General features: G+C 62.3%; 18 protein-coding genes. 9 read left to right on the forward strand and 9 right to left on the reverse strand.

Annotated features, from left to right (window positions below; translation table 11 throughout):
- Nucleotides 1-171: 171 nt before the first annotated feature.
- On the forward strand, nt 172-1,797 hold the full coding sequence (locus FX982_RS18405) for a methyl-accepting chemotaxis protein (RefSeq protein ID WP_172611945.1): 1,626 nt from the start codon (nt 172-174) through the stop codon (nt 1,795-1,797).
- 244 nt (nt 1,798-2,041) lie between these two features.
- Here FX982_RS18405 and FX982_RS18410 read toward each other — a convergent pair whose 3' ends face one another.
- From FX982_RS18410 to FX982_RS18440, 7 genes are all read right to left on the reverse strand, one after another.
- Nucleotides 2,042-3,022, reverse strand: coding sequence for a 2-hydroxyacid dehydrogenase (locus FX982_RS18410; RefSeq protein ID WP_172611946.1), 981 nt, complete (start codon nt 3,020-3,022; stop codon nt 2,042-2,044).
- A gap of 15 nt (nt 3,023-3,037) precedes the next feature.
- Complete coding sequence (locus tag FX982_RS18415; RefSeq protein WP_172611947.1) at nt 3,038-4,354, reverse strand: MFS transporter; 1,317 nt, start codon at nt 4,352-4,354, stop codon at nt 3,038-3,040.
- A gap of 71 nt (nt 4,355-4,425) precedes the next feature.
- Nucleotides 4,426-5,391 carry a sugar kinase gene (locus FX982_RS18420; protein ID WP_172611948.1) on the reverse strand — a complete coding sequence of 322 codons (966 nt, stop codon included), beginning with the start codon at nt 5,389-5,391 and terminating at the stop codon, nt 4,426-4,428.
- Nucleotides 5,384-6,205, reverse strand: coding sequence for a sugar phosphate isomerase/epimerase family protein (locus tag FX982_RS18425; protein WP_172611949.1), 822 nt, complete (start codon nt 6,203-6,205; stop codon nt 5,384-5,386). The genes FX982_RS18420 and FX982_RS18425 overlap by 8 nt, the downstream gene beginning before the upstream one ends.
- Nucleotides 6,206-6,309: 104 nt before the next feature.
- A complete protein-coding gene (locus FX982_RS18430; protein WP_172613100.1) occupies nt 6,310-7,293 on the reverse strand; it encodes a LacI family DNA-binding transcriptional regulator in 984 nt (327 codons plus the stop codon).
- 994 nt (nt 7,294-8,287) lie between these two features.
- Nucleotides 8,288-9,166 (reverse strand): ABC transporter permease, encoded by an 879-nt coding sequence (locus FX982_RS18435; RefSeq protein WP_172611950.1) that lies wholly within the window; start codon nt 9,164-9,166, stop codon nt 8,288-8,290.
- Complete coding sequence (locus tag FX982_RS18440; RefSeq protein ID WP_172611951.1) at nt 9,163-10,149, reverse strand: aliphatic sulfonate ABC transporter substrate-binding protein; 987 nt, start codon at nt 10,147-10,149, stop codon at nt 9,163-9,165. Before FX982_RS18440 ends, FX982_RS18435 begins: the two co-directional genes overlap by 4 nt.
- Before the next feature lie 479 nt (nt 10,150-10,628).
- Here FX982_RS18440 and FX982_RS18445 point away from each other — a divergent pair, with 479 nt between their 5' ends.
- The 8 genes from FX982_RS18445 (at nt 10,629) to FX982_RS18480 (ending at nt 19,776) form a co-directional block, all read left to right on the forward strand.
- The gene (locus tag FX982_RS18445) at nt 10,629-11,273 is read left to right on the forward strand and encodes a hypothetical protein (protein ID WP_420793094.1); all 645 of its coding nucleotides are present in this window, start codon (nt 10,629-10,631) and stop codon (nt 11,271-11,273) included.
- 149 nt (nt 11,274-11,422) lie between these two features.
- Nucleotides 11,423-12,343, forward strand: a complete 921-nt coding sequence (locus FX982_RS18450) for a DNA-3-methyladenine glycosylase family protein (protein WP_172611953.1) — start codon at nt 11,423-11,425, stop codon at nt 12,341-12,343.
- 138 nt (nt 12,344-12,481) lie between these two features.
- Nucleotides 12,482-13,021 carry a methylated-DNA--[protein]-cysteine S-methyltransferase gene (locus FX982_RS18455; RefSeq protein WP_172611954.1) on the forward strand — a complete coding sequence of 180 codons (540 nt, stop codon included), beginning with the start codon at nt 12,482-12,484 and terminating at the stop codon, nt 13,019-13,021.
- Nucleotides 13,022-13,096: 75 nt separating this feature from the next.
- Entirely contained in the window at nt 13,097-13,900 is an 804-nt protein-coding gene (locus FX982_RS18460; protein WP_172611955.1) for an isocitrate lyase/PEP mutase family protein, read from the forward strand.
- Between the two features lie 108 nt (nt 13,901-14,008).
- Nucleotides 14,009-14,626: a transcriptional repressor LexA gene (gene lexA, locus FX982_RS18465; protein WP_172611956.1), complete on the forward strand. Its 618-nt coding sequence runs from the start codon at nt 14,009-14,011 to the stop codon at nt 14,624-14,626.
- Nucleotides 14,626-15,243: a translesion DNA synthesis-associated protein ImuA gene (gene imuA / locus FX982_RS18470; RefSeq protein WP_172613101.1), complete on the forward strand. Its 618-nt coding sequence runs from the start codon at nt 14,626-14,628 to the stop codon at nt 15,241-15,243. The genes lexA and imuA overlap by 1 nt, the downstream gene beginning before the upstream one ends.
- 7 nt (nt 15,244-15,250) lie before the next feature.
- Nucleotides 15,251-16,678 carry a Y-family DNA polymerase gene (locus FX982_RS18475; protein ID WP_172611957.1) on the forward strand — a complete coding sequence of 476 codons (1,428 nt, stop codon included), beginning with the start codon at nt 15,251-15,253 and terminating at the stop codon, nt 16,676-16,678.
- Nucleotides 16,675-19,776: an error-prone DNA polymerase gene (locus FX982_RS18480; RefSeq protein ID WP_172611958.1), complete on the forward strand. Its 3,102-nt coding sequence runs from the start codon at nt 16,675-16,677 to the stop codon at nt 19,774-19,776. The genes FX982_RS18475 and FX982_RS18480 overlap by 4 nt, the downstream gene beginning before the upstream one ends.
- 340 nt (nt 19,777-20,116) lie before the next feature.
- Here the strand turns inward: FX982_RS18480 and iolG are convergent, their stop codons facing one another.
- Together iolG and FX982_RS18490 are read right to left on the reverse strand one after the other, a co-directional pair.
- Nucleotides 20,117-21,115 (reverse strand): inositol 2-dehydrogenase, encoded by a 999-nt coding sequence (gene iolG, locus FX982_RS18485; RefSeq protein WP_172611959.1) that lies wholly within the window; start codon nt 21,113-21,115, stop codon nt 20,117-20,119.
- Nucleotides 21,116-21,181: 66 nt separating this feature from the next.
- Nucleotides 21,182-22,207: a LacI family DNA-binding transcriptional regulator gene (locus FX982_RS18490; protein ID WP_172611960.1), complete on the reverse strand. Its 1,026-nt coding sequence runs from the start codon at nt 22,205-22,207 to the stop codon at nt 21,182-21,184.
- Between the last annotated feature and the right edge of the window lie 213 nt (nt 22,208-22,420).

A 22,420-nucleotide genomic window follows, 5' to 3' on the forward strand; every position in this document is an offset into this window, starting at 1 on the left:
TAAGTGCTGAATCGTTATAGCTATATAAAACCCCTGATTTAAAGTCAGTGGCCAAAAATATATATCTATAAACGCTTAACTCGCCCGCATGAAAGTTAATGCGCGGCCGATAGCAGGGCAAGCGTCAATAAAAAGACTCGACGCAGCGTCAGCCTTCAAGAGAGATCATCCATGTCGATAAGAAACATGAACATTGCGCCTCGTGCATTCCTGGGATTCGCGTTCATTGCCGCACTGGTAGTCGGTTTGAGCGTGTTCTCGGTCAACCGGATGGCGGTGATTCGCCAGGCCACCATCGACATGGAGTCCAACCAACTGCCCAGTATTGGCTATCTAAGCGAGATGCTGGAGAACAGTTTGCGGTTACGCATCACTTCCTTCCGCACTCTCGTCAACCGTGAACCGGCCTCCCTGCGTGAAACCGATGCCCGTATTGCCGAGCTGATCGGCAAGTTGCAGAACGCCAAAAAAGCCTACGCCGCGCTGCCTGCGGAGGGCGAAGAACTAACGGTGTACAACCAGTTTGAAGCGACACTTGCAACGTTCCTTGATGTTCAAGCCAAGGTGCTGGACTTGTCTCGGCAGGACAAGACTGACGATATGCGCGCGATGATCAACACCCGTATGAAAGAGGCCACCGACCTTATGGGTGTCCAGATCAATCAACTGATTGCCATCAACAAGAAAGGCGCCACTGATGCAGCGGCTATTTCGCGGCAGCAATATGACAGTGCCAACCTGAGCATCATTGCTGTTTCAGTGGTCGCCGTGCTGCTGACGATACTGCTGGCGTGGTTGCTCACCCGCAGTATCGTCAGCCCGCTCACCCGCGCGGTTCGCGCAGCAGAGGAGATTGCGTCCGGTGATCTGACCCGGCCCATCGAGGTCGACGGCAAGGACGAAGCGGCGCAGCTGTTGCGTGCCCTGACAACGATGCAGCGCAATCTGCGCCAGACCATCGAGCTGATTTCCGGCTCGTCCACCCAACTGGCGTCGGCGGCTGAAGAGCTGAGCGCGGTGACAGAAGAGTCCTCGCGCGGTTTGCAGCAGCAGAACAACGAGATCGAGCAGGCGGCAACGGCCGTCAACGAGATGACCGCAGCGGTCGAGGAAGTCGCGCGCAACGCGGTGTCGACCTCCGAAGCGTCACAGCAGTCCAACCAGACCGCACGTCAGGGCCGTGATCGGGTGGTCGAGACGGTGAAGTCGATTCAGGACATGACCCAGCAGATCCAGGCCACTTCCGGATTGGTGGAAGGCTTGGCGGCCCAGGGCCGTGATATTGGCAAGGTGCTCGACGTGATTCGCTCGATCGCCGAGCAGACCAATCTGTTGGCGCTTAACGCGGCCATCGAAGCCGCCCGTGCGGGGGAGGCGGGTCGCGGGTTTGCCGTGGTCGCCGACGAGGTTCGCGCGCTGGCACACCGCACCGCGCAGTCGACGACGGAGATTGAACAGATGGTCGCCGGCATCCAGACCCGGACCGGCGACGCCGTGCAATCGATGTCACGCAACACCGACAGCACCCGCACCACGCTGAGCCTGGCCAGTTCGGCGGGTGACGCGCTGGAGTTGATCACTGAAGCCATTGCGCAAATCAACGAGCGCAACCTGGTCATCGCCAGTGCATCGGAAGAACAGGCGCAGGTGTCGAGGGAGGTGGACCGCAATCTGGTCAACATTCGCGACCTCGCCGCGCAAACAGCGGCGGGCGCCAACCAGACCAGCGCGGCCAGCCATGAACTGTCGCGACTGGCGGTTGATCTGAAAGCAATGGTGGCGCGGTTTGTGATTTAAGCGGCGCGGTCTGTTCGGGGCGCGCAAGCTTGAAGGACCGGCGCAATCTTGTGGGAGCGAGCTTGCTCGCGAATAGAGCGGCAAAGCCGCTAGATCTCCAGCGGACGAACCTCAGTCTTCGCGAGCAAGCTCACTCCTACACGTCCTGCGGCGTGCCCAAGATCCTGAGTTCACCCCGGTCACCCCCAGAGGTGCTGCGAGCTGGCTGATATCGCAAGCATTCCCATATCCCACAGAGTATCAATCAGCCATTCCACGCAGCGGGGTTGACCAGATCCTTCGGTCGCTCGCCCGCCAGGGCCGCCAGCAGATTATCCACGGCACAGCGGGCCATCGCCTCGCGGGTCTCGTGGGTCGCCGAGCCCATGTGCGGTGTCGCCACCACGTTGTCCATCTTCAGCAGCGGCGAGTCCGGACTCACGGGCTCCTGTTCAAAGACATCCAGCCCCGCCGCGCGAATCTGTCCGTTCTGCAGCGCGGCGATCAGCGCCCGCTCGTCCACCACCTTGCCCCGAGCGATGTTGATGAAGATCGTCTCGGGTCGCATCTGCGCGAACTGCTCGGCACCGATCAACCCCTCGGTTTCAGCGGTCAGCGGCACGGTCAGGCAGACGAAATCCGCCTCGCGCAGCAAGTCTTCCAGGCTGCGATAGCGGGCATCGAAGCGCGCTTCCACGGCCGGCTTCGGTGAGTGGCTGTGGTAGATCACTGGCATCCCGAAACCGAAATGGCCCCGCTGGGCGACCGCCTCGCCAATGCGGCCCATGCCGATGATGCCCAGGGTCTTCCCATGCACGTCGGAACCGAAATGCTTCGGCCCGATGTTCTGCTGCCACTGGCCGTCGCGGACCATAGTGGCCAGCTCCACCACACGACGGGCCGTCGCCATGATCAGCGCAAAGCCAGTGTCGGCGGTGGTTTCGGTCAGCACATCCGGGGTGTTAGTGAGCAGAACGCCGCGCCGCGTCAGGTACTCGATGTCGTAGTTATCGACGCCCACCGAAACGCTGGACACCGCCTTGAGCTTCGGCGCCAGGTCCAGCAGTTCGGCGTCCAGCTTCACGCTCGCGCCCAGCAAGGCGTCGGCATGGGGCAGGGCGTCGCGCAGACGGGCGAGGCCGTCGCGGGATTTCGGATCATCGATCAGCGTGACCTCGGCCTGGGCTTGCAGGCGCTGCATCAGCGGCGCCGAGAGTTTCTTGTAGAGCACAACATGCTGAGTCATCAAAAGAGTTTCCGATCAAGAATGGGCAGGCGCAGAACCGACGCCGGGCTTGTCGCTCAGGGGCCGGGCCTTGCTGTCCGGCTTGAGCAGCAGCGTCAGCACCACCGAGACCAGCAGTGCGCCGCTCATGAACAGGTACGACGCGCTCAAGGTGCCGGTGACGCCGTTGAGGTAACCGACCAGGTACGAGCCGGCGAACGAACCCAGCGCACCGAGGCTGTTGATCAATGCCATGGCGCCGCCCGCAACGTTGGCGGGAAGGATTTCCGGGACGATCGCGAAGAACGGACCGTAAGGCGCGTACATGCAGGCACCGGCAATGACCAGCAGCGAGTACGACCACCAGAAGTGCTCGGTGCCCAGCGCATACGAGCCGTAGAACGCGACGGCGGCCAGCAGCAGCGGCGGCCAGACAAAGGCTTTGCGCTTCTGGGTTTTATCCGACGCCCACGACACCAGCACCATGCCGATCACCGCGGCCAAGTACGGCAGGGCCGAGAGCCAGCCGGCTTCGACCATGTCCATCTGCATGCCTTTCTTGATGATGGTCGGCAGCCACAGCACGAACCCGTAGACGCCGATGCTCCAGCAGAAATACTGCGCGGCCAGCAGCAGCACGCGCGGAGAACGGAAGGCTTCGGCGTAGTTTTTCACCGGCTTGATGCCGACCTGTTCGGCGTCGAGGCGCGATTGCAGTTCGGTCTTTTCTTCGACGGTCAGCCATTTGGCCTGGGCGGGACGCTCGTCCACCAGACGCCACCAGATAAACGCCCAGATCACCGCCGGCAAACCTTCGACGATGAACATCCAGCGCCAGCTGAAGTGCGCCACCAGATAGCCGGACACCACCGACATCCACAGCATCGTCACCGGGTTGCCGAGAATCAGCACGGTATTGGCACGGGAGCGTTCGGCCTTGGTGAACCAGTAGCAGAGGTACACCAGCATGGCCGGCATGACGGCCGCTTCGACGACGCCGAGCATGAAGCGGATGCCGATGAGCATGTAGGCGTTGGAGACGATGCCGGTCAGGGTGGCCAGGCCGCCCCACAGAATCAGGCTGACGAAGATGAGTTTCTTGACACTCTTTTTCTGCGCATAGATGGCGCCGGGCACCTGAAAGAAGAAGTAACCGAGGAAGAACAACGCACCGAGCAATGACGACATGCCCGGGGTGATATTCAGGTCTTCGGCCATTCCCGACGCGGCGGCGAAGCCATAGTTGGCGCGGTCCAGGTACGCCAGGCTGTAGGTGATGAAGACAATGGGCATGATCAACAGCCAGCGACGTTTGAGGCCGGCGTGTTTCACGGATTCGAGCAGCTTTTCCATTTCAGGCTCCCTGAGCATGTTGTTTTTGTCGCAGCAGGTGATGCAGGTTCGATGTGTGTGAAAGCGAGCGTTCAGGCGCTCTGTCGTCGCAGGCCTGCCGAAACGTCGGCGGCGTCGAGTGCGGCGCGGGTGGGCAGGCCCTCCATGTCGCCACGGCTTTGCACGGCCTGGCTGCCGACCCAGTTGCCCCGGGCAGTGGCCTGTTCGAAGCCGAGGTTTTCCAGCAGCGCGCTGATCACCCCGACGGCGAAGCCATCGCCTGCGCCCACGGTGTCGACCACGTTGGCCACCGGCACGCCGGGCAAGAACGCCTCATTGAGCTGGGTGCGGTAATACGCGCCCTTGGCGCCGAGTTTGATGATCACCGCCTCGACGCCCATGTCCAGATAAAAGCGGGCGATGTCCGCCGGGGTGTCGAAACCGGTGAGCAACTCACCTTCGGCCAGGCCTGGCATGACCCAGTGGGCGTGGCTGGCGAGGTGATTCACTTCGCGGATCATCGTTGCCTGGCTCGACCACAGCGAAGGCCGCAGATTGGGGTCGAACGACACGCTGCGCCCGGCCTCGCGCATTTGCGTCATCAGCACGTGGGAAAGCTCCCGGCAGGTGTCGGACAGCGCCGCCGGAATCCCCGTGGCGTGCAAGTGCCGCGCCTTGAGCAACTCCGGGACGATGTCGTTGACCGACAGGTGACTAGCCGCCGAGCCGCGACGGAAGTACTCGACCACCGGGTCGGCGCCTTCCAGCTCCAGGGACTTGAACTGAAAACCGGTGGGGTGCGCGGCGTCCACGGTGACGTGAGCGCAATCGACGCCTTCCTGTTGCAGGCTGTCGGTGACGAAGCGGCCCATGGAGTCGTTGCCGACTCGGCTCAGCCACGCGACCTTGAAGCCCAGCCGCGACAGACCGATCGCCACGTTGCTGTCAGCGCCGGCGATGCGTTTCTCGAAGTGGCGAACCTGCGCCAGGTCCCCGGTTTGCTCGGCCACCAGCATGGTCATGGTTTCGCCGAACGAGAGAATATCGATCTCAGACATGGCTCAGCGCCTCCGCTTCGGTCGCGTTGGATTGAGTGGATCGCGACTGGCCAAGGCGGGCGAGCAGGGCAACCTGCTGGCGAGTCACCTGCAGCAGGTCATCGCCTTGCAGCGGGTATTCGATGGCGCGGGGCAGGTTAACCGGCATGTGCGTGATGAGCTGCTCCCACGCTTGAAGATCGGCGGGCGCTGGCGGCACGGCAATGAGCTTGCCCGCTGCATTTACCCTGATCGCTTTGCAATGCAGGTACTCAACGTAACGACCCAATTGCTGCGCGGCGTCGCTGGCGGACTGTTCCTGCCAGCGCCAATTGCCGATGTCGAAAGTCATGCCGATGGGCATTTGCAGCGCGGTGATCTGCGCGAAGAACTGCACGAAGGGCTCGATGCGGCCGCCCTGTTCGGTCTGGTCGTTTTCCACCAGCAAGTGAACGTCGTAGGGCGCCAGGCGATCGGCCAGCGCGGCGACGTCGCAGTGCTCGCCAAAATGCCCCAGCGACACTTTGAGCCAGAACGCACCGCATGCGGTGGCACGCTCCAGGGTCGGTTTCAGTTCGGGGTTCGGTTGCGTGTCGCCTTCGAGCCACAACTCAAGGGGCGCCGAGTACAGGCACTCCAGGCCTTGAGCCTGAATGGCGCGGGCAAGGGCAGGGAAGTCCTGGTCATGAACGCCGGGGCTGAACAGCTCTTCGCGCAGCTCGATGCGCTTGACGCCGGCATCGACGAGTAGAGGTATAAAACTGGCCTGGCCTTGCTCGCGAACACGATCTGCACCGAAGGCGCCGAGGCTGATGGCAACGGATGGTAGGGGCATTATTATTGTCCTCTGAAACCGGTTACATTTTTGTTCGAACGAGCGAACCGAGAAAAAGTTCGCATCAGTGTGCAGGGCCTGACCTGCGGTATCTGTGTGGGATGTCAGGTCTGTCGTCGGGTCGAGCCCCGCGCGATCAATTGCGCAGGGAAGTCGTACAGCCGCACCGGCTCCAGATCGCCACGGAGTCGATTGAGCAGGCACTCGAAAGCGGTGATGCCCATTTCATGGGTGGGTTGGGCGAGGGAGGTGATGCCGCTGCCGACCAGCGGGTACCAGTCCAGTTCGTCAAGGGCGATCAGGCCGATGTCGTCGAACAGGTGGCAACCCAGCTCATGCAGCTGGCGGGTGGTGATCAGGGTCGCGACGCCGTTGGCAGTGAACAGCGCTTTGGGGCCGGGGCCTTGCTGAGCGAGGAAGTGGCGCAACCGATCGCGCAACGCCTCGCCGGTTTCGCAGACCTGGCCATGCATATCGGCGCGCTGGGCAATCTGGTGTTTGAAAGCGTCGACCCGCTCGATCCGCGAGCTGGTGCCGTCCTGGGGTTCGGTGACCATCAGCACGTCGCGATAACCGGCGTCATGCAGATGGTCCAGCGCCTGCCGGATCGCCGCCACGTTGTCGAGGCCGACGAGGTCGCTGTGCAGTTCATCGACCTTGCGGTCCACCAGCACCATCGGCAGTTCGCGGTGCAGTTCGCGCAGTTCGTCGAGGTGATGGCCGAGGGTGTTCACGATCAGGCCTTCGATGTTGTAGGAGCGCAGGGCCGCGAGGTGCAGGCGTTCCTGTTCGTCGTCGCGGTCGGTGTTGCACACGACGAGGCTGTAGCCGTGTTTGCGGCAGGCGGTTTCGACGCCGTGCATGACGGCGATGGAGTAGGGGTTGCGGATGTCGGCGACGAGCATGCCGATCAGACGGGTGCGGCCGCGTTTGAGGCCGCGGGCCATTTGGTTGGGGCGATAGCCGAGGGTGTCGATGGCCTGTTCGATGCGTTTGGCGATGGCGTCTGACAGCAGTTGACGATCATCGCCGATGAAGCGCGAGACGCTGGCCTTGGAGACGCCCGCGAGGTCGGCAACGTCGTTCATGGTGACGCGGGTGCGCGTCGTCGGGGTGGAAATGCTGTTCACGGCCTGGACCTTATTGGATTTATCAGCAGGCTTATGGGGGGAGCTATTTAGCTCTGAAACCGGTTTCAGGAGACACCAGATCTTTAAGGGCGTCAATATCGGTTTGAAGGCATCTGCCTAACGGCAGATATTTCGCCTTCGGCGACTTACTTTTGAAAAGCACCAAAAGTAAGCAAAAGTGCCTGCTCCTGGTTGGGCCCTTCCTTCGTCAGGGTACCTTCACTCCGGTCTCGCTCCGTGGGCCCGCCGCCATCCGCATCCATGGCGGGGGGCGGCTCTCGCAGCATCCATGCCGCTCGGCCCACGGAGCGAGACCTGCGTTCAGCCTGCACCCAAGTCGCGATTGGCGGTGTCTGGGCATTTTGTGTACGAAGATCAAAAGCGCTTTTAAAGCATATCAAAGGCTTCCCGGCTGAAGCCGGTCCTACAGTCGAGGTCGCCGCCACTATTTCTGATTGTTCCCACGCTCCGCGTGGTAACGCCGCCCCGAACGCTCCGCGTCTCGAATACAGCGCGCATTCAGGCCTGGGTGACGTGACGCGGAGCGTCCTGGGATGCATACCCACGCGGAGCGTGGGCACGATCATCAGAGCGGGGAGCGTGGGCACGATCAGAGGATCATGGGCGCTCGGCTTTTGCGTTTGATCTTGATCTTGATCTTCAACCGAAATAGTTCAAACACCGCAAAACGCGACTTGGGTGCAGGCCGAACGTAGACGACGCGCAGTGGGCCGAGCGGCATGGATGCCGCGAGAGCGCCGCTAGGACATGGATGTCCGTTCGGCGCGGGCCCACGGAGCGTCGTCGGAGTGAGGGAACCCGACGAAGTCGGGCCCAACCGAGAGCAGGCACCCTTGGTTACTTGGGGTGCTTTTCCAAGTAACTCGCCGAAGGCGAAACCGAGGCCGTTAGGCCGACGCTTTAGATTTTGATCTTGATCTTGATCTTGATCTTAGCCATTAAAGGAATCCCGCCAGGCCAAACACCGCCGTTCGAGCATCGCCAGCACCCCATCGGTCAACTTGCCCAACACCGCCAACACAATGATCGCCGTCAGCACAATATCGGGCCGCGACGTCTCGCGCCCATCACTGAGCAGATACCCCAACCCCTTCGTCGCGGCGATCAACTCCGCCGCCACCAGAAACATCCACGCCAGACTCAACCCCGAGCGCAAGCCAGTGAACGCGCCGGGCAAGGCGGCGGGCCAAAACACATGCACAACCATCTGCCACCGACTGAAGCGATACATCTGCCCCACCTCCACCAGCTTGCGATCGATGTTGCGGATGGCCGCGACACCGTTCAGGTACACCGGAAAGAAAGCCCCAATGGCAATCAGCACAATCTTGGACGTCTCCCCAATCCCCAGCCACAACAGCAACAGCGGCACCCAGGCCAGGCTCGGGATAGAGCGCAGACCGGCGAACGTCGGCTCCAGATACGCTTCCGCCTCGCGGCTGAGTCCGACCCACGCCGCAAACACCAGCGCCAGCCCCGCCCCAATGACGAACCCCGACAGCACCCGCGTCAGGCTGGCGCCGATGTGCTTCCACAGCGCGCCGTCGGCCAGGTCCATCAGTGTCGAGGCGATCTCACTGGGCGCCGGCATCTGGTAGGACTGCACCCAACCCACCCGCACGGCGATTTCCAACAACAGTAAAATGACCACCGGCACGGCAAAACCCTTCAAGCGGGTCAGCCCATTCCCACGTGCTTGCCGCACACTCGGTTGGGCATCAGAGGGCTCGCGCTCCAACCTCTGCGCGTGGGGGCTGACGCTGCTTTCGATACCGCCGCCACCGGCTTCGCGACCCGGCGCGCTGCTCATGGCTTGGCGATGACCGCGTTGCCGAAGTCTGGGTCGATCAAGCGGTCGATGACCTGGTCGACGTTCGTGCCTTTGCGCACCAGCTCTTCGGAAACCAGAATCGGCGCGGCGGCCTTCGAAGCGGTGATGTCCTTGTCGGTCAGCAGCGGGCTGCCAAGGTCAGTACGCGTCAATTGCAGTTTGGCGACATCCAGCGGCAGACCTGACTCCGTGGCGAGCAATTGCGCCAGCTCGTCCGGGTTTTTTAGCGACCATTCCCGGGCTGTTTCGTACGCGCCGAGGACGGTTTTGATCGCTTCCGGGTGCTCTTTCGCATAACGCTCGGTCACGCTGACCACGCCAAAGCTGTTGAAGTCCTTGTTGCGATAGAGCAAGCGCGAGCCGGCCTGTATTTCGCTCGCCGCCATGTGCGGATCGAGCCCGGCCCAAGCGTCGACGTCACCTTTTTCCAACGCAATACGGCCTTCCGGGTGTTGCAGATGCAGCAGCTCGACGTCGTCCTTGGTCAGCTTCGCCTGCTGCAAGGCGCGCAGGGTAAACAGGTAAGGGTCGGTGCCTTTGGTGGCGGCGATTTTCTTGCCCTTGAGATCGGCAACGCTCTGCAGCGTCGAATCCTTGCGCACCACCAGCGCGGTCCATTCGGCGCGACTGTAGACGTAGATTGATTTGATCGGGCTGCCGTTGGCCCGCGCCAGCACCGCTGAGAGACTGGCAGAGGAGGCGAAGTCGACGCCGCCGCTGTTGAGGTATTCCAGCGAGCGGTTGCTGCCCTGGCTGAACACCCAGCTGATTTTGCTCGTTGGCAGCGCTTTTTCCAGCCAGCCAAAATGCTTGAGCACCAGACTGACCGGTGAATAGTAAGCGTAATCCAGATGCACCTCGGCGGGTGGCGCCTCGGCAGCCTGGGCCAGCGATTGCAAGGTCAGTGCAAGCGCGCCGGCGAGTACTTTTAACGAGGTCGGCAGGCGAGTAAAGGAGGTCATGGTAAGTGTCCAATCTAAGGGCGGAAGCTGCGTACGGCTGCTTGAGACGAAATCCACAGTCGGAGCGAATCGGTTAGCTTGATTGGAAGATTGCAGGCTTTGTGCCATGGACGTTGGGTCGGTGAAGGCGCGGATTTACGGGACTTCATGGCTTTTAATACTGCGCATGGCACAGCAGTCTGATGATCAGGTGTTGCTGGGGAAACAGTTGCGCCGAGCTATTTACGCTCTGGGTTAACTCCCTGCGAAATACACGGCCAGGACCGTTGGGCGATTAATTCGGCAAATCAGGCGGTTGCGTGCAACCTCTTGAGCGTTTTCTGATCTGATGGGCATTCGTTATACGGAAATATTCGCTCGCCATACTGCACCGAGCCGCACGCTGACAAGGACGTTGCATCGGGCATCATGCCCATCACGAGCCATCAGAATTCCATGCCCATATGAGCTTTTCAACGCCACCTCTGTTGTCCCGCGCGATGCAGCGCATGACCTATTTTCTATTGCCGACCCTGCTGATCGCTTCCGCCATTTTCTGGTTCGCAGCGGGCAAGGGTGTGCATGCCGAGCCCAAGAACGGCACCCAGACCCTGGTGTTTCTGCGCCACGCCGAGAAGCCCGAAACCGGCTTGGGCCAACTGAACTGCCAGGGCCTGAACCGCGCCATCGACCTGTCCACCGTGCTACCGAACACTTTCGGCAAGGCCGACTTCATCTTCGCCGCGAACCCCAGCCGACATGTGGAAGAGGGCGAGCACGATCATTCCTACAGCTACCTGCGCCCGCTCATGACCGTGGGACCCAGCGCGATCAAGCTGGGCCTGCCGGTCAATATCGACTTCGCTGCCAATGACACCGGCGATCTGGCCGATGAGCTGATGCGCGACAAATACCACGACGCCACCATTTACACCGCCTGGTCCCACGGTTATCTGCCGGAGCTGATCAACAAAGTCGCCCAGGAGGCATCGGGCGAGAAACTCAAACTGGTCGACGACTGGGTCGCCGAGGACTTCGATTCCGTGCTGGTCCTGACCCTCAAATGGAACGACGGCAAGGCCACCCTGCAGTATGAAAACTACAAGCAGAACCTTGATGGCGGGGCCGTGGGCTGCCCGAGTTGATGGGGATCCATCGGATCTCTTAGTGGGACCGGCTTCAGCCGGGAATAGGCCGGTTTGCTCACCCTCAATCACGGGTTTCAGCCCGAAATATTTGTGCCCCTCCATCGATTACGCTAGCGTCAGCCGACCCTGACTGCCGGCGCCTCCCCATGCTTGAAGCTCTCCAGCCCCATGCCTCGCGCCTGATCTCCTTTAATCCGCCGTTCAACTGGCAGCGCATGCTCGATTTCTTCGCGGCGCGGATGACGGCGGGGGTGGAAGCGGTGGTCGGGGGCGTTTACCTGCGCAACATCGAGTTCAAGGGGAGCCAGGGTGCCTTGACGGTGGAACTGGCGCCGGGCGGGCAGCAACTGCTGGCGACCGCCCACGGCGAGGTGAGTCAGTACATTGATGAGCTGATCGTGCCGGTTTCACACATGTTCGATCTGTACGCCGAACCGCACATCATCGACCAATCCCTCGCGCAAGACCCGTGGCTGGCATCGCTGGTGCAGCGTCGTCCGGGGCTGCGCGTGCCGGGGGCGTTTTCCGGGTTCGAGCTGGCGGTGCGCACGATCGTCGGGCAGCAGGTCAGCGTGAAGGGGGCGACGACGATTGTCGGTCGCCTGGTGCAGCGCGCCGGGGTTCAGGTCAACGAGGGGTTGCATCCACAATTGGCCTGGCGCTTCCCGACGCCTGAGGCCTTGGCGCAGGCCAACCTGGACAAGATCGGCATGCCCGGCAAGCGCGTCGATACCCTGCAGCGTCTCGCGGCAGCGGTGGCCAGTGGCGAGCTGTCCCTTGACGTTCGCCATGGCGACCTCGGCGATGTGCGGCGACAGCTGCTGGCCATGCCCGGCATCGGCCCCTGGACCGTGGAGTACATTGCCATGCGCGCCTGGCGTGACCCGGACGCCTGGCCCGCCGCCGACCTGGTGCTGATGAACCTGATGACTCAGCAAGAGCCATCGCTGCTCCGTCTGCCGCAGCACAAGGCGCGGGCCGAAGCCTGGAAACCCTGGCGCGCCTACGCCGCGATTCACATCTGGAATTCCGCGGCGGACGCAGCAGGCAAGCAGAAGGGCGGTTGACCCGAGAGTTTGAGCGCAAGAATCGGGTGGTTCGGGATGGGCGCGCGAGTAGTATGACGGCGTACGGCCCATGCCCGGACGATTCCAGATTATCCCGGCGCCCGTATCGAGAGCAAAAATCAGAGCAGGAGCCAGACGATGACCCTCACCTACCGTTTCATCGAGTCCCCGGTCGGTCAGCTGAAACTGATCGCCAAAGGCCCGCGTCTGGCCGCCGTGCTGTGGGAAAACGACCGCCCTAATCGCGTGCTGCTGGGGGCGATGAGCGAAGACACCGGCAGCGATATCCTTGACCGGACTGAGCGCCAGCTCGCCGAATACTTCGCCGGGCAGCGTCAGCGCTTCGACCTTGAGCTCGAATTTCATGGCACAGCCTTTCAGCAGACAGTCTGGCAGGCCTTGTTGAGCATTCCCTTCGGTGAAACCCGCAGTTATCTCGACGTTGCCCTGCAGATCGGCAACCCGGCGGCCGTTCGCGCGGTCGGTGCCGCCAACGGCAAGAACCCCATTTCCATCATCGCTCCCTGCCACCGCGTGATCGGCAGCTCCGGAGCGCTCACCGGTTTTGCCGGTGGCCTCGACGCCAAGCATCTGCTGCTGACCCTGGAGGGTTATCAGCCCGCACTGCGGGAAAAGCGCGTCAAGGTAGTGGCTTCGACCCAGGCGTCACTGTTCTAGACTGGCCCGCGCAATCACGCACACGCACACCGTAAAGTAGGCACCCGCCCCGAAACCGAATCAATGGAGATGATCATGCCCGGTTCCGCTCAGACGTTTCGCTCGCTCCATCACCAATCCACCGTTTTGCGCCTGCCCAATGCCTGGGATGCGGGCAGCGCTCGACTGTTCGAAAGCCTCGGCGCCACCGCCATCGCGACCACCAGCGCCGGGGTCGCCTGGGCCCAGGGCTATGCCGATGGCCGTGTGTTTCCGGTCGACATTGCCGTAAGCGTAGCGGCCGGCATCGCCCGGCTGATCAAGGTGCCACTGTCGGTCGACATGGAAAACGGTTACTCGGACGACCCGCAAACCGTCGCGGAAAACGTCAAGCGGGTGCTGGACGTCGGCGCGGTCGGGATCAATATCGAGGATGGTTCCGACGCGCCGGATCTGCTGGCCCGCAAGATCGAGGCGATCAAAAGCATGGCGGCCAGTAACGGGCTGGACGTCTTTATCAATGCCCGCACGGACGTTTACCTGGCGAGTCTGGTCCCTGATGAGTTGCGCCTGCAGGAAACCCTGAAGCGAGGCCAGCTGTACAGGGAGGCGGGGGCGGATGGTCTGTTCGTCGCGGCCCTGGTGGATGTCGAGCCGATCAAAGCCGTCGTTAAAGGCATCGGTCTGCCCATCAATCTGCTGGCGCGACAGGGGCTGCTCGCCGCCGATGCGTTGGCCGCATTGGGCGTGCGCCGTTTGAGCGCCGGATCCAGCATCGCCCAGACCTTGTGGGGACAGGCCGAGCAATTGGCAAGGGGCTTTCTGGAGGAAGGCCGCTCGGAGACAGTCACCGAGTCCAGCCTCACGTATCCGCAGATTCAGGCGCTGTTTGAGCGCTAGATAGCGCTTTGGAGCAGGGTGGCAATTACCAGGATTCGCCGCTCTGTTACAAAAATGGCAGCCGGATCGACAAGAGGCGCTGGTCAGGGTTATTCGAAAAGAGTACAAATGTGCTCCATGACGACCCTATCCCCAAAACGCGCTGCCATCCTCACGTTCATTCGAGATCGCATCGCCCAGAATGGCCAGCCTCCCAGCCTGGCTGAAATTTCCGAAGCCTTCGGATTTGCGTCGCGCAGTGTTGCGCGCAAACATATCGTGGCCCTGACCGACGCCGGCTTGATCGAAGTCGTCGCCAATCAGGCCCGCGGTATCCGCCTGCTGGACACTCGCCCACGACCGCAGATGCTCGACATACCCGTGCTCGGCCGAGTGGCCGCCGGTGCGCCCATCGGGCCCGATCTCGATCACCACGACACCTTCACGCTGGACAGCCGCACCTTCATGCGCGTCCCGGATTACCTGTTGCGGGTGAACGGTGACTCGATGATCGACGACGGTATCTTCGACGGCGATCTGGTGGGCATCCTGCAAAGCGCCGAGGCCCGCGACGGGCAGATCATCGTCGCCCGACTGGATGGCGAAGTGACCATCAAGCGCCTTGAGCGCGGCGATGATCACTTGCGCCTGCTGCCGCGCAACCCTGCCTACCAACCGATCATCGTGCGGCCCGACCAGGACTTCGCCATCGAAGGCGTGTTCTGTGGCCTGGTGCGGCGGGAATGATGGGCGCGATGGTCAGCCTCGACGCGCTGCTGGACGAGCGACGGGTCTGGAAAGGGCGCCAGCAAGTTGCCTCGGTTGCCGCCCAGCCCACCGGCCATGCGGCCCTCGATGCGGCATTGCCTTTGGGCGGCTGGCCACCTGCAGCGATGACCGAAGTGCTGGTGGCGGCCAACGGCACTGGCGAGTTGCGGCTGATGTGGCCAACCCTGGCGCGGCTCGCTGACAGCGGCGAGCGCATCGTGCTGGTTGCGCCTCCCTTTTTGCCCTATGCGCAGGCGTGGCAGATGGCGGGCATCGACTTGAGGCAGTTATCGATCATTCATGCCAACGAGCGCGATGCCTTGTGGGCGGTGGAGCAATGCCTGCGTTCGGGCAGTTGCGGCGCTGTGTTGTGCTGGCCCACCAAAGTCGACGACCGCGCCTTGCGGCGGTTGCAGGTGGCCGCCGAAACCGGTGAAACCCTGGCTTTTGCCTGCCGCGGGCATGAAGCGGCGGCCAATCCGTCACCGGCCGCGCTGCGCATTGCGATCGATGCACGCCCCAGTCAGTTGCGGGTGCTGAAGTGTCGCGGCGGGCTGGCTCCGTCTTCCCCCTTTCCGTTCACTGCTGACGTTTGAGGTTGCCATGCTCTGGGCTTGTGTCCTCCTGCCGCAGCTGGCGCTGGACGGCGTCATGCGTCGTCGCGAAAACCCTGAAGAACCGCTGGCACTGATCAGCGGCACGGCCCAGCGCCGGGTGCTGCAGACGGTCAACCCGGCGGCCCGGGCCATAGGCCTGCGTGCAGGCCAGTCGTTGACCGCAGCCCATGCCATGACCCGTGAATTCGCCACGGTCGAATACGACCCCGACGAAACGGAGCGCTGGCATCGTTTGCTGGCGGCCTGGGCCTACCGTTTCAGTTCCCACGTTAGCCTGAAGTACCCGCGCGTGCTGTTGATGGAGGTCGAATCCAGCTTCGGCCTGTTCGGGCCATGGCCGGTGTTCGAAGCGCGTCTGCGTCAGGAACTGACCGAACTGGGCTTCACCCACCGCATCGTTGCGGCGCCCAACCCGCTGGCGGCCCGCATGCTCGCCAACGCCCATGATGGGCTTGCCGTGACCGATGGCGACACGCTGCACGAGGTGCTGGCACAGATGCCGGTCAACCGTATCGGACTGCCAACCGAAGTCGCCACTGCACTGGCGCGCATGGGGCTGCACCGCGTGCGACAGGTTGAGGCGCTGCCACGTGACACCCTGGCCCGGCGTTTCCCGGCCGCCGTGCTGCAACACCTCGACACGCTGTTTGGGCGCAGGCCCATGGGGCTGGAGTGCTATGTGCCGCCGGACCGTTTCGATACCCGCATCGAGCTGAATTTCGACGTCGAATCCCATCAGGCGCTGCTGTTTCCGCTCAAGCGCATGATTGCCGATCTGGCGGTGTTTCTGGCCGGGCGCGACAGCGGCGTTCAGCGTTTCGTGATTCATCTGGAGCACGTGCCGAGCGTCGGCAGCGTTGCGCCGGACACGCAGATTCCCGTCGGCCTGCTCAGCGCCGAGCGCGAAGCCAACATGCTGTTCGAGCTGGCGCGTGGCCGTCTGGAACAAGTCGAAGTGCCTTCGCCGGTACGCGCCTTGAGATTGCAGGCCAAGGACCTGCCGGCATTTGTGCCCACCCACCGCGAGCTGTTCGACGACCGCCCACAGCAGACCATGCCCTGGGAGCAGCTGCGCGAACGCCTGCGTGCCCGGCTTGGAGATGAAGCGGTCGCAGGGCTGGGTTTCAATGCCGACCATCGCCCGGAACACGCCTCGCTGTCAGCATCCCCCAACAAACCGCTGGCGCTGACCCATAAAGTGCCACGCCCCGGCTGGCTGTTGCCTGAGCCCGAGTTACTGACCGAGCCCGGCCTGCGCGTGCTGGCCGGGCCGGAGCGCATCGAGTCGGGCTGGTGGGACGGCGGCGACGTGCGCCGCGACTATTACCTCGTCGAAACCCGCAACGGCCAGCGCGGCTGGGCGTACCGCAGCGTCGGCGACAGCAACCTGTTGCTCCACGGCTGGTTCGCATGAGCGGGGGATACGCCGAGCTGCATTGCCTGTCGAACTTCAGCTTCCAGCGCGGGGCGTCGAGTGCGAAGGAGCTGTTCGAGCGGGCCAAACTTCATGGGTATCAAGCGCTGGCGATCACCGATGAATGCACCCTGGCGGGCATTGTGCGGGCGTGGCAGGCGGCGAAGGAATGTGAACTGCCGCTGATCATCGGCAGCGAAATCACTGTCGAGAACGGGCCGAAGATCGTGTTGCTGGTGGAGAATCTCGCCGGCTACCAGGCGTTGTGTCGCTTGATCACCCAGGGTCGGCGCCGCAGCAAGAAGGGCGAATACCGCTTGCTGCGCGAGGACTTTCAGCCGCCGCTCTCGGGGCTTTTGGCGCTGTGGCTGCCGGATCTAGATCACGACGTTCCGACGCGGCGGGAACAAGGCGAATGGTTGCGTGGGATTTTTCAGCAGAATCTGTGGCTGAGTGTCGAGTTGCATTGCGGTCCGGATGATCGAAAGCGTCTGAACACCTTGCTCGGCATGGCACGGGCCATGGCGATTCCAGCCGTCGCAAGCGGCGACGTGCACATGCACGCCCGCGGTCGTCGGGCGTTGCAGGACACCATGAGCGCCGTTCGCCACCACACCACCGTGGCCGAGGCAGGGCATCGGCTGTTTGCCAACGGTGAGCGGCATCTGCGGCCGCTGTCGGTGCTCGGCGAGTTGTATCCAGCAAGCCTGCTGATTGAAACCGTGACCATCGCCCGGCGCTGCACCTTCGACCTCAGTGAATTGCGCTACGAATACCCCCATGAACTGGTACCGCCTGACCAGTCCCCCAGCAGCTGGCTGCGGCATCTGACCGAGCAGGGCGCACGCCGTCGCTGGCCTCAAGGCGTGCCGGAGGTCGCCCGCAGCAACATCGAAAAAGAGCTGAAGGTCATCGCGGCCAAGCGTTACGAGAGTTACTTCCTCACGGTGCATGACATCGTCAGCTTCGCCCGCGACCAGCACATTCTTTGCCAGGGCCGAGGCTCGGCGGCCAACTCCACAGTGTGTTTTGCCCTGGGCATCACCGAGCTGGACCCGTCAAAAAGCAATCTGCTGTTCGAGCGTTTCATCTCCGAAGAGCGCGACGAGCCCCCGGACATCGACGTCGACTTCGAGCACGAACGGCGCGAGGAAGTCCTGCAATACGTGTTCCGTCGATACGGACGGGGCAGGGCGGCGCTCACTGCCGTTGCCAGTACCTACCACGGTGCGGGGGCCGTCCGCGATGTGGCGCGCGTCCTCGGTTTGCCCCCCGATCAGATCAACGCCTTGGCCGACTGCTTCAGCCGCTGGAGCGACAGCATGCCGCCCGCCGAACGCCTGCGCGAATGCGGTTTCGAACCCGACAGTCCGATCCTGCGGCGGGTGCTGACGTTGACCGGCGAACTCATCGGCTTCCCGCGGCATTTGTCCCAGCACCCCGGCGGTTTCGTGATTTCCGAGCACCCGCTGGAAACCCTGGTGCCGGTGGAAAACGCCGCCATGGCGGACCGCACCATTATTCAGTGGGACAAGGACGACCTCGATCTGGTGGGCCTGCTCAAGGTCGATATCCTGGCCTTGGGCATGCTCAGCGCGCTGCGCCGGACCTTTGATCTGGTCAGGGGCTATCGGGGTTACGACCTGACCATCGCGACCATTCCTTCCGAGGACAAACCGACCTACGACATGATCACCCGCGCCGACACCATTGGAGTGTTCCAGATCGAGTCGCGGGCGCAGATGTCCATGCTGCCACGCTTGAAGCCCAATACCTTCTATGACCTGGTGATCGAAGTCGCCATCGTCCGCCCCGGGCCCATTCAGGGCGGCATGGTGCATCCGTACCTGCGCCGCAAGAACGGCGAAGAGGCAGTGACGTACCCGTCCGAGGAACTGAAAGTGGTTTTCGAGCGCACGTTGGGCGTTCCGCTGTTTCAGGAGCAGGTCATGCAGCTGGCGATTGTGGCTGCCGATTATTCCCCCGGGGAGGCGGATCAACTGCGCCGGTCAATGGCGGCCTGGAAACGCCATGGCGGTCTCGAGCCCCATCGCATTCGCCTCAGCGAGCGCATGAAGGAAAAGGGCTACCCCGACGAGTTTATCCAGCGCATTTTCGAACAGATCAAGGGCTTCGGCAGTTATGGCTTTCCGGAATCCCACGCCGCCAGTTTCGCCCTGTTGACCTACGCCAGTTGCTGGCTCAAATGCCACGAGCCGGCGGCGTTCACCTGTGCGCTGATCAACAGTTGGCCGATGGGCTTTTACAGCCCTGATCAATTGCTGCAAGACGCCCGGCGCCACCACATCGACGTGCATCCGGTGGACGTGCGGTACAGCGACTGGGACTGTTCCCTCGAGCCGGTGGCCGGCCGGGAATACAACCAGAACCTGGCGATCCGCATGGGCCTGCGCATGATTCGCGGCTTCCGCGAGGAAGACGCCAGACGCATCGAGCAGGCGCGGGGCGTACGGGATTTCAAAGACGTAACCGACCTGTGTATTCGCGCCGAACTGGACAATCGGGCCCGTGCTGCGCTGGCGGATTCCGGTGCATTGCGAGGCCTGGTGGGGCATCGGCATCGGGCGCGCTGGGAAATCGCCGGCGTCGAGATGCAACGGCCGTTGTTCGGCGATGACTGTTTTGGCGAAGAGGCCCAGGTCGCGCTGCCGTTGCCCAGTGTCGCCCAGGACCTTGCTGCCGATTACGACACCCTCGGCACCACACTCGGCCCGCACCCGCTGGCCCTGTTGCGCCACAAACTGGCGGCGAAGCGTTTTCGCAGCTCAAAGGATTTGCTGGATGAAGAACACGGCCGAAGTTTCAGCGTCGCCGGGCTTGTCGTCGGTCGACAACGGCCCGGCACCGCCAGTGGTGTGACCTTTGTCACCCTGGAAGACGAACACGGAATGATCAACGTCGTGGTCTGGCGTGATCTGGCCGAGCGTCAACGCAAGGTGTTGGTCGGGTCGCAGTTGATGCAGGTGTTCGGCAAGTTCGAATTCCAGAAGGGCGTACGCCACGTCATCGCCCAGCGATTGTTCGACCTCACGCCGATGCTCACCGGGCTCGACGTGCGCAGTCGGGATTTCAAGTGACGGGCAAGCGGGCTGATAACTAACTGGATGTCTGTGACCTCCCACGGATCTTGTGCACCCCGTCACATGTCTCTTTGACGCAAACCTTTGTAGGAGCCGGCTTGCTGGCGAACGCGGTGGATCAGTCAACATCTTCATTTCAGCGCCACCTCGTTCGCCAACAAGCCGGCTCCTCCAGTGAGCGTGCGTGTATTCATTGAAACTGTCGTTGGCTACACCGGCGCTTTCCCGGCTAAAGCCGGTCCCACTAAAAGCATTGCGTGCAGTTCGCGATATTTGCCATGACCCCAGACCGTGGAACCTGCTTTAGCCGGGAGGCCTTTGATCTGAGAATTCTCCTTCAGGCTACTACCTTCACCGCCCGCCCGGTCTTGATCGACTCAATGGCGCAGTTCGCCAGATGCAAAGCTTTCAAGCCATCGCGGGCGTTGGTCGGCAGGGGCTGGTTGCCGCGCACCGCGTCAATGAACTGGTTCAGTTCGATGCGGTAGGAAGCGGCATAACGCTCGAGGAAGAAATTCTCCAGCGGCTCGCGCACTTCGGTTTGCGTGGCGCTGTAGCTGCGCACCGTGCTCGGGCGATGGTTGTCGTTGAGGATCATGCCTTTTGAGCCGAATACTTCCAGGCGCTGATCGTAGCCATACACCGCCTCGCGGCAGCAATTAATGTGGCACTGTTTGCCGGAGGCGGTGCGCAGCAGGACCATCACGCTGTCGTAGTCGTCGATCTGGGCGAGCGCGGGCTCCACCAGTCGGCTGGCGATGGCGATCACTTCGATGGGTTCCTCGCCGAGGAGTGTGCGTGCGGTGTCGAAATCATGGATGGTCATATCGCGGAAGATGCCGCCGGAGTGGGTCAGGTACTCCACCGGCGCCAGCCCCGGATCACGGCTGGTGATCACCACTTGGCGCACCTCGCCGATGTCCCCCCGTGTAATGGCTTTGCGCATCTGCAAGGTGTCCGGGTCGAAACGGCGGTTGAAACCCAGCATCACTTTGCCGTTCAGGCGCTCGATCTCTTCCACTGCGCGGGCGGCTTTGGCGAAATCCAGGTCAATGGGTTTCTCGCACAGCACCGGTTTGCCCAGCTTAACCGCCCGCAGCATCAGGTCGATGTGGGTGTCGGTCGGCGTCCCGATGACAATCGCGTCCACATCGTCCCGGGCAATGGCCTCGGCGCAATCGTAGGCCGCCGCGCAACCCAACCTCCCGGCCAGGGTGTCGACGCCTTCGCGCCATGGATCAGCGATCAGCACGAGTTGCACGTCGGGATTGGCAGCCACATTGGCCGCGTGAATGTTGGCGATACGGCCTGCGCCGAGGACAGCAATGCGTAGCATGGGTGGATCTCCGGGATTGTTGTTATGGGGTGATCGGCGTAACGGGTGTGACTGCGCGTCAGTGCGTCAGTGCGTCAGGTTGAACGGCGTGACTACCTGCACGTGGGAAACGGGAATCGGCACCGCCTTCCACAGGCGATGAAACTGCAGGATGTGCAGAAACGCGTTGCGGGCGTCCACGTGCAAGTTGTGATCGATGATCGCGGCCATCTTTTCTTCCGCCAGCAGTTGCCGGTTTTCCTGATCGAGGTCGTGCCCGATGAACACCTCCAGGGGGCGATTGAGTGCCGCGAAGGCTTCAACGATGGCGCGGTTGCCGCCGCCGACGCTGTAAATGGCCTTGATCGACGGATTGTCCTGGAGCGCGCGCGTCACTTTTTCAAAGGTCGGCTCATGCACCCCAAACCCACCGGTGACGTCGACCACGCGCAGATGGGCCGCACGGCTGCGCAGCCAGGTGCGAAAACCCATTTCCCGTTCTTCCTCGCCCCGAAACAGCTCACTGCTGATCACCACGGCCACGTCTTGCGCTTCCTCGGCCAGCCAGCGGGACATCAAGTACGCCGCCGTTTGCCCGGCGGTGCGATTGTCCATACCGATGTAACCGATGCGCTCACTCTGGGGCAGATCGGAAACAAAGGTCACCACCGGCACACCCGCCGCCGTGGCCTGATTCACTGCCTCGTTGATCGGTAACTCATCTGCGGCCTTGATGATCAGGCCCTGACTGCCTTTGCCGACGCAACGCAGGATCAGGTCGTGCATCTGCTGCGTGCCGATGGCCTGATACAGGTGAAAACGCGGAAAGATACGAAACGGCGCCAGATTGCCGAGCTGCGCGAGAATTGCCTCCTGCACTGCATCGCTGAAGCGCTTGGGTGTGTGCAGGATGACATCGATATGAAAGGTGCGGCCCACCGCAGGCCCGGACTTTTCCTGGGCTTCGAGTTCTTCGAGGGCTTGATGAATGCGGCGGTGGGTCTGGTAATGCACGCTGCCGCGCTGGTGCAGGACGCGATCGACCGTCGCCTTGCTCACGCCGGCCTGAGTCGCGATCTGCTTGATGGAAAAACGTCTGGCGCGGTCGAGCATGTGAATCCCCTGGCGCCTCTCGGTGAGGTCTTGTTGAGGTCGATTCGGGGCCTCGGTGAGGCTGTCGCAATGCTAGCCGCAGTTCTATTACTTGTACAGATGGAAATTAAATTCCAAATAACAGGTTGTGGCTGTGCGTGTTGAATGCCGCACATCCCTTGGCACGGGCTGTGCTGTGCTCAATGCATCAGCTGAAAACCCACTCGCCCGGAG

Origin of the sequence: Pseudomonas graminis, assembly GCF_013201545.1 — a bacterium.
Classification (GTDB): Bacteria; Pseudomonadota; Gammaproteobacteria; order Pseudomonadales; family Pseudomonadaceae; genus Aquipseudomonas.

Bases quoted from the DNA above. Each gene is read 5' to 3' on its own strand.
- FX982_RS18405 (WP_172611945.1), top strand. From the start codon at position 172: ATGTCGATAAGAAACATGAACATTGCGCCTCGTGCATTCCTGGGATTC.
- FX982_RS18410 (WP_172611946.1), bottom strand. From the start codon at position 3,022: ATGACTCAGCATGTTGTGCTCTACAAGAAACTCTCGGCGCCGCTGATG.
- FX982_RS18415 (WP_172611947.1), bottom strand. From the start codon at position 4,354: ATGGAAAAGCTGCTCGAATCCGTGAAACACGCCGGCCTCAAACGTCGC.
- FX982_RS18420 (WP_172611948.1), bottom strand. From the start codon at position 5,391: ATGTCTGAGATCGATATTCTCTCGTTCGGCGAAACCATGACCATGCTG.
- FX982_RS18425 (WP_172611949.1), bottom strand. From the start codon at position 6,205: ATGCCCCTACCATCCGTTGCCATCAGCCTCGGCGCCTTCGGTGCAGAT.
- FX982_RS18430 (WP_172613100.1), bottom strand. From the start codon at position 7,293: ATGAACGACGTTGCCGACCTCGCGGGCGTCTCCAAGGCCAGCGTCTCG.
- FX982_RS18435 (WP_172611950.1), bottom strand. From the start codon at position 9,166: ATGAGCAGCGCGCCGGGTCGCGAAGCCGGTGGCGGCGGTATCGAAAGC.
- FX982_RS18440 (WP_172611951.1), bottom strand. From the start codon at position 10,149: ATGACCTCCTTTACTCGCCTGCCGACCTCGTTAAAAGTACTCGCCGGC.
- FX982_RS18445 (WP_420793094.1), top strand. From the start codon at position 10,629: ATGCAGCGCATGACCTATTTTCTATTGCCGACCCTGCTGATCGCTTCC.
- FX982_RS18450 (WP_172611953.1), top strand. From the start codon at position 11,423: ATGCTTGAAGCTCTCCAGCCCCATGCCTCGCGCCTGATCTCCTTTAAT.
- FX982_RS18455 (WP_172611954.1), top strand. From the start codon at position 12,482: ATGACCCTCACCTACCGTTTCATCGAGTCCCCGGTCGGTCAGCTGAAA.
- FX982_RS18460 (WP_172611955.1), top strand. From the start codon at position 13,097: ATGCCCGGTTCCGCTCAGACGTTTCGCTCGCTCCATCACCAATCCACC.
- lexA (WP_172611956.1), top strand. From the start codon at position 14,009: ATGTGCTCCATGACGACCCTATCCCCAAAACGCGCTGCCATCCTCACG.
- imuA (WP_172613101.1), top strand. From the start codon at position 14,626: ATGGGCGCGATGGTCAGCCTCGACGCGCTGCTGGACGAGCGACGGGTC.
- FX982_RS18475 (WP_172611957.1), top strand. From the start codon at position 15,251: ATGCTCTGGGCTTGTGTCCTCCTGCCGCAGCTGGCGCTGGACGGCGTC.
- FX982_RS18480 (WP_172611958.1), top strand. From the start codon at position 16,675: ATGAGCGGGGGATACGCCGAGCTGCATTGCCTGTCGAACTTCAGCTTC.
- iolG (WP_172611959.1), bottom strand. From the start codon at position 21,115: ATGCTACGCATTGCTGTCCTCGGCGCAGGCCGTATCGCCAACATTCAC.
- FX982_RS18490 (WP_172611960.1), bottom strand. From the start codon at position 22,207: ATGCTCGACCGCGCCAGACGTTTTTCCATCAAGCAGATCGCGACTCAG.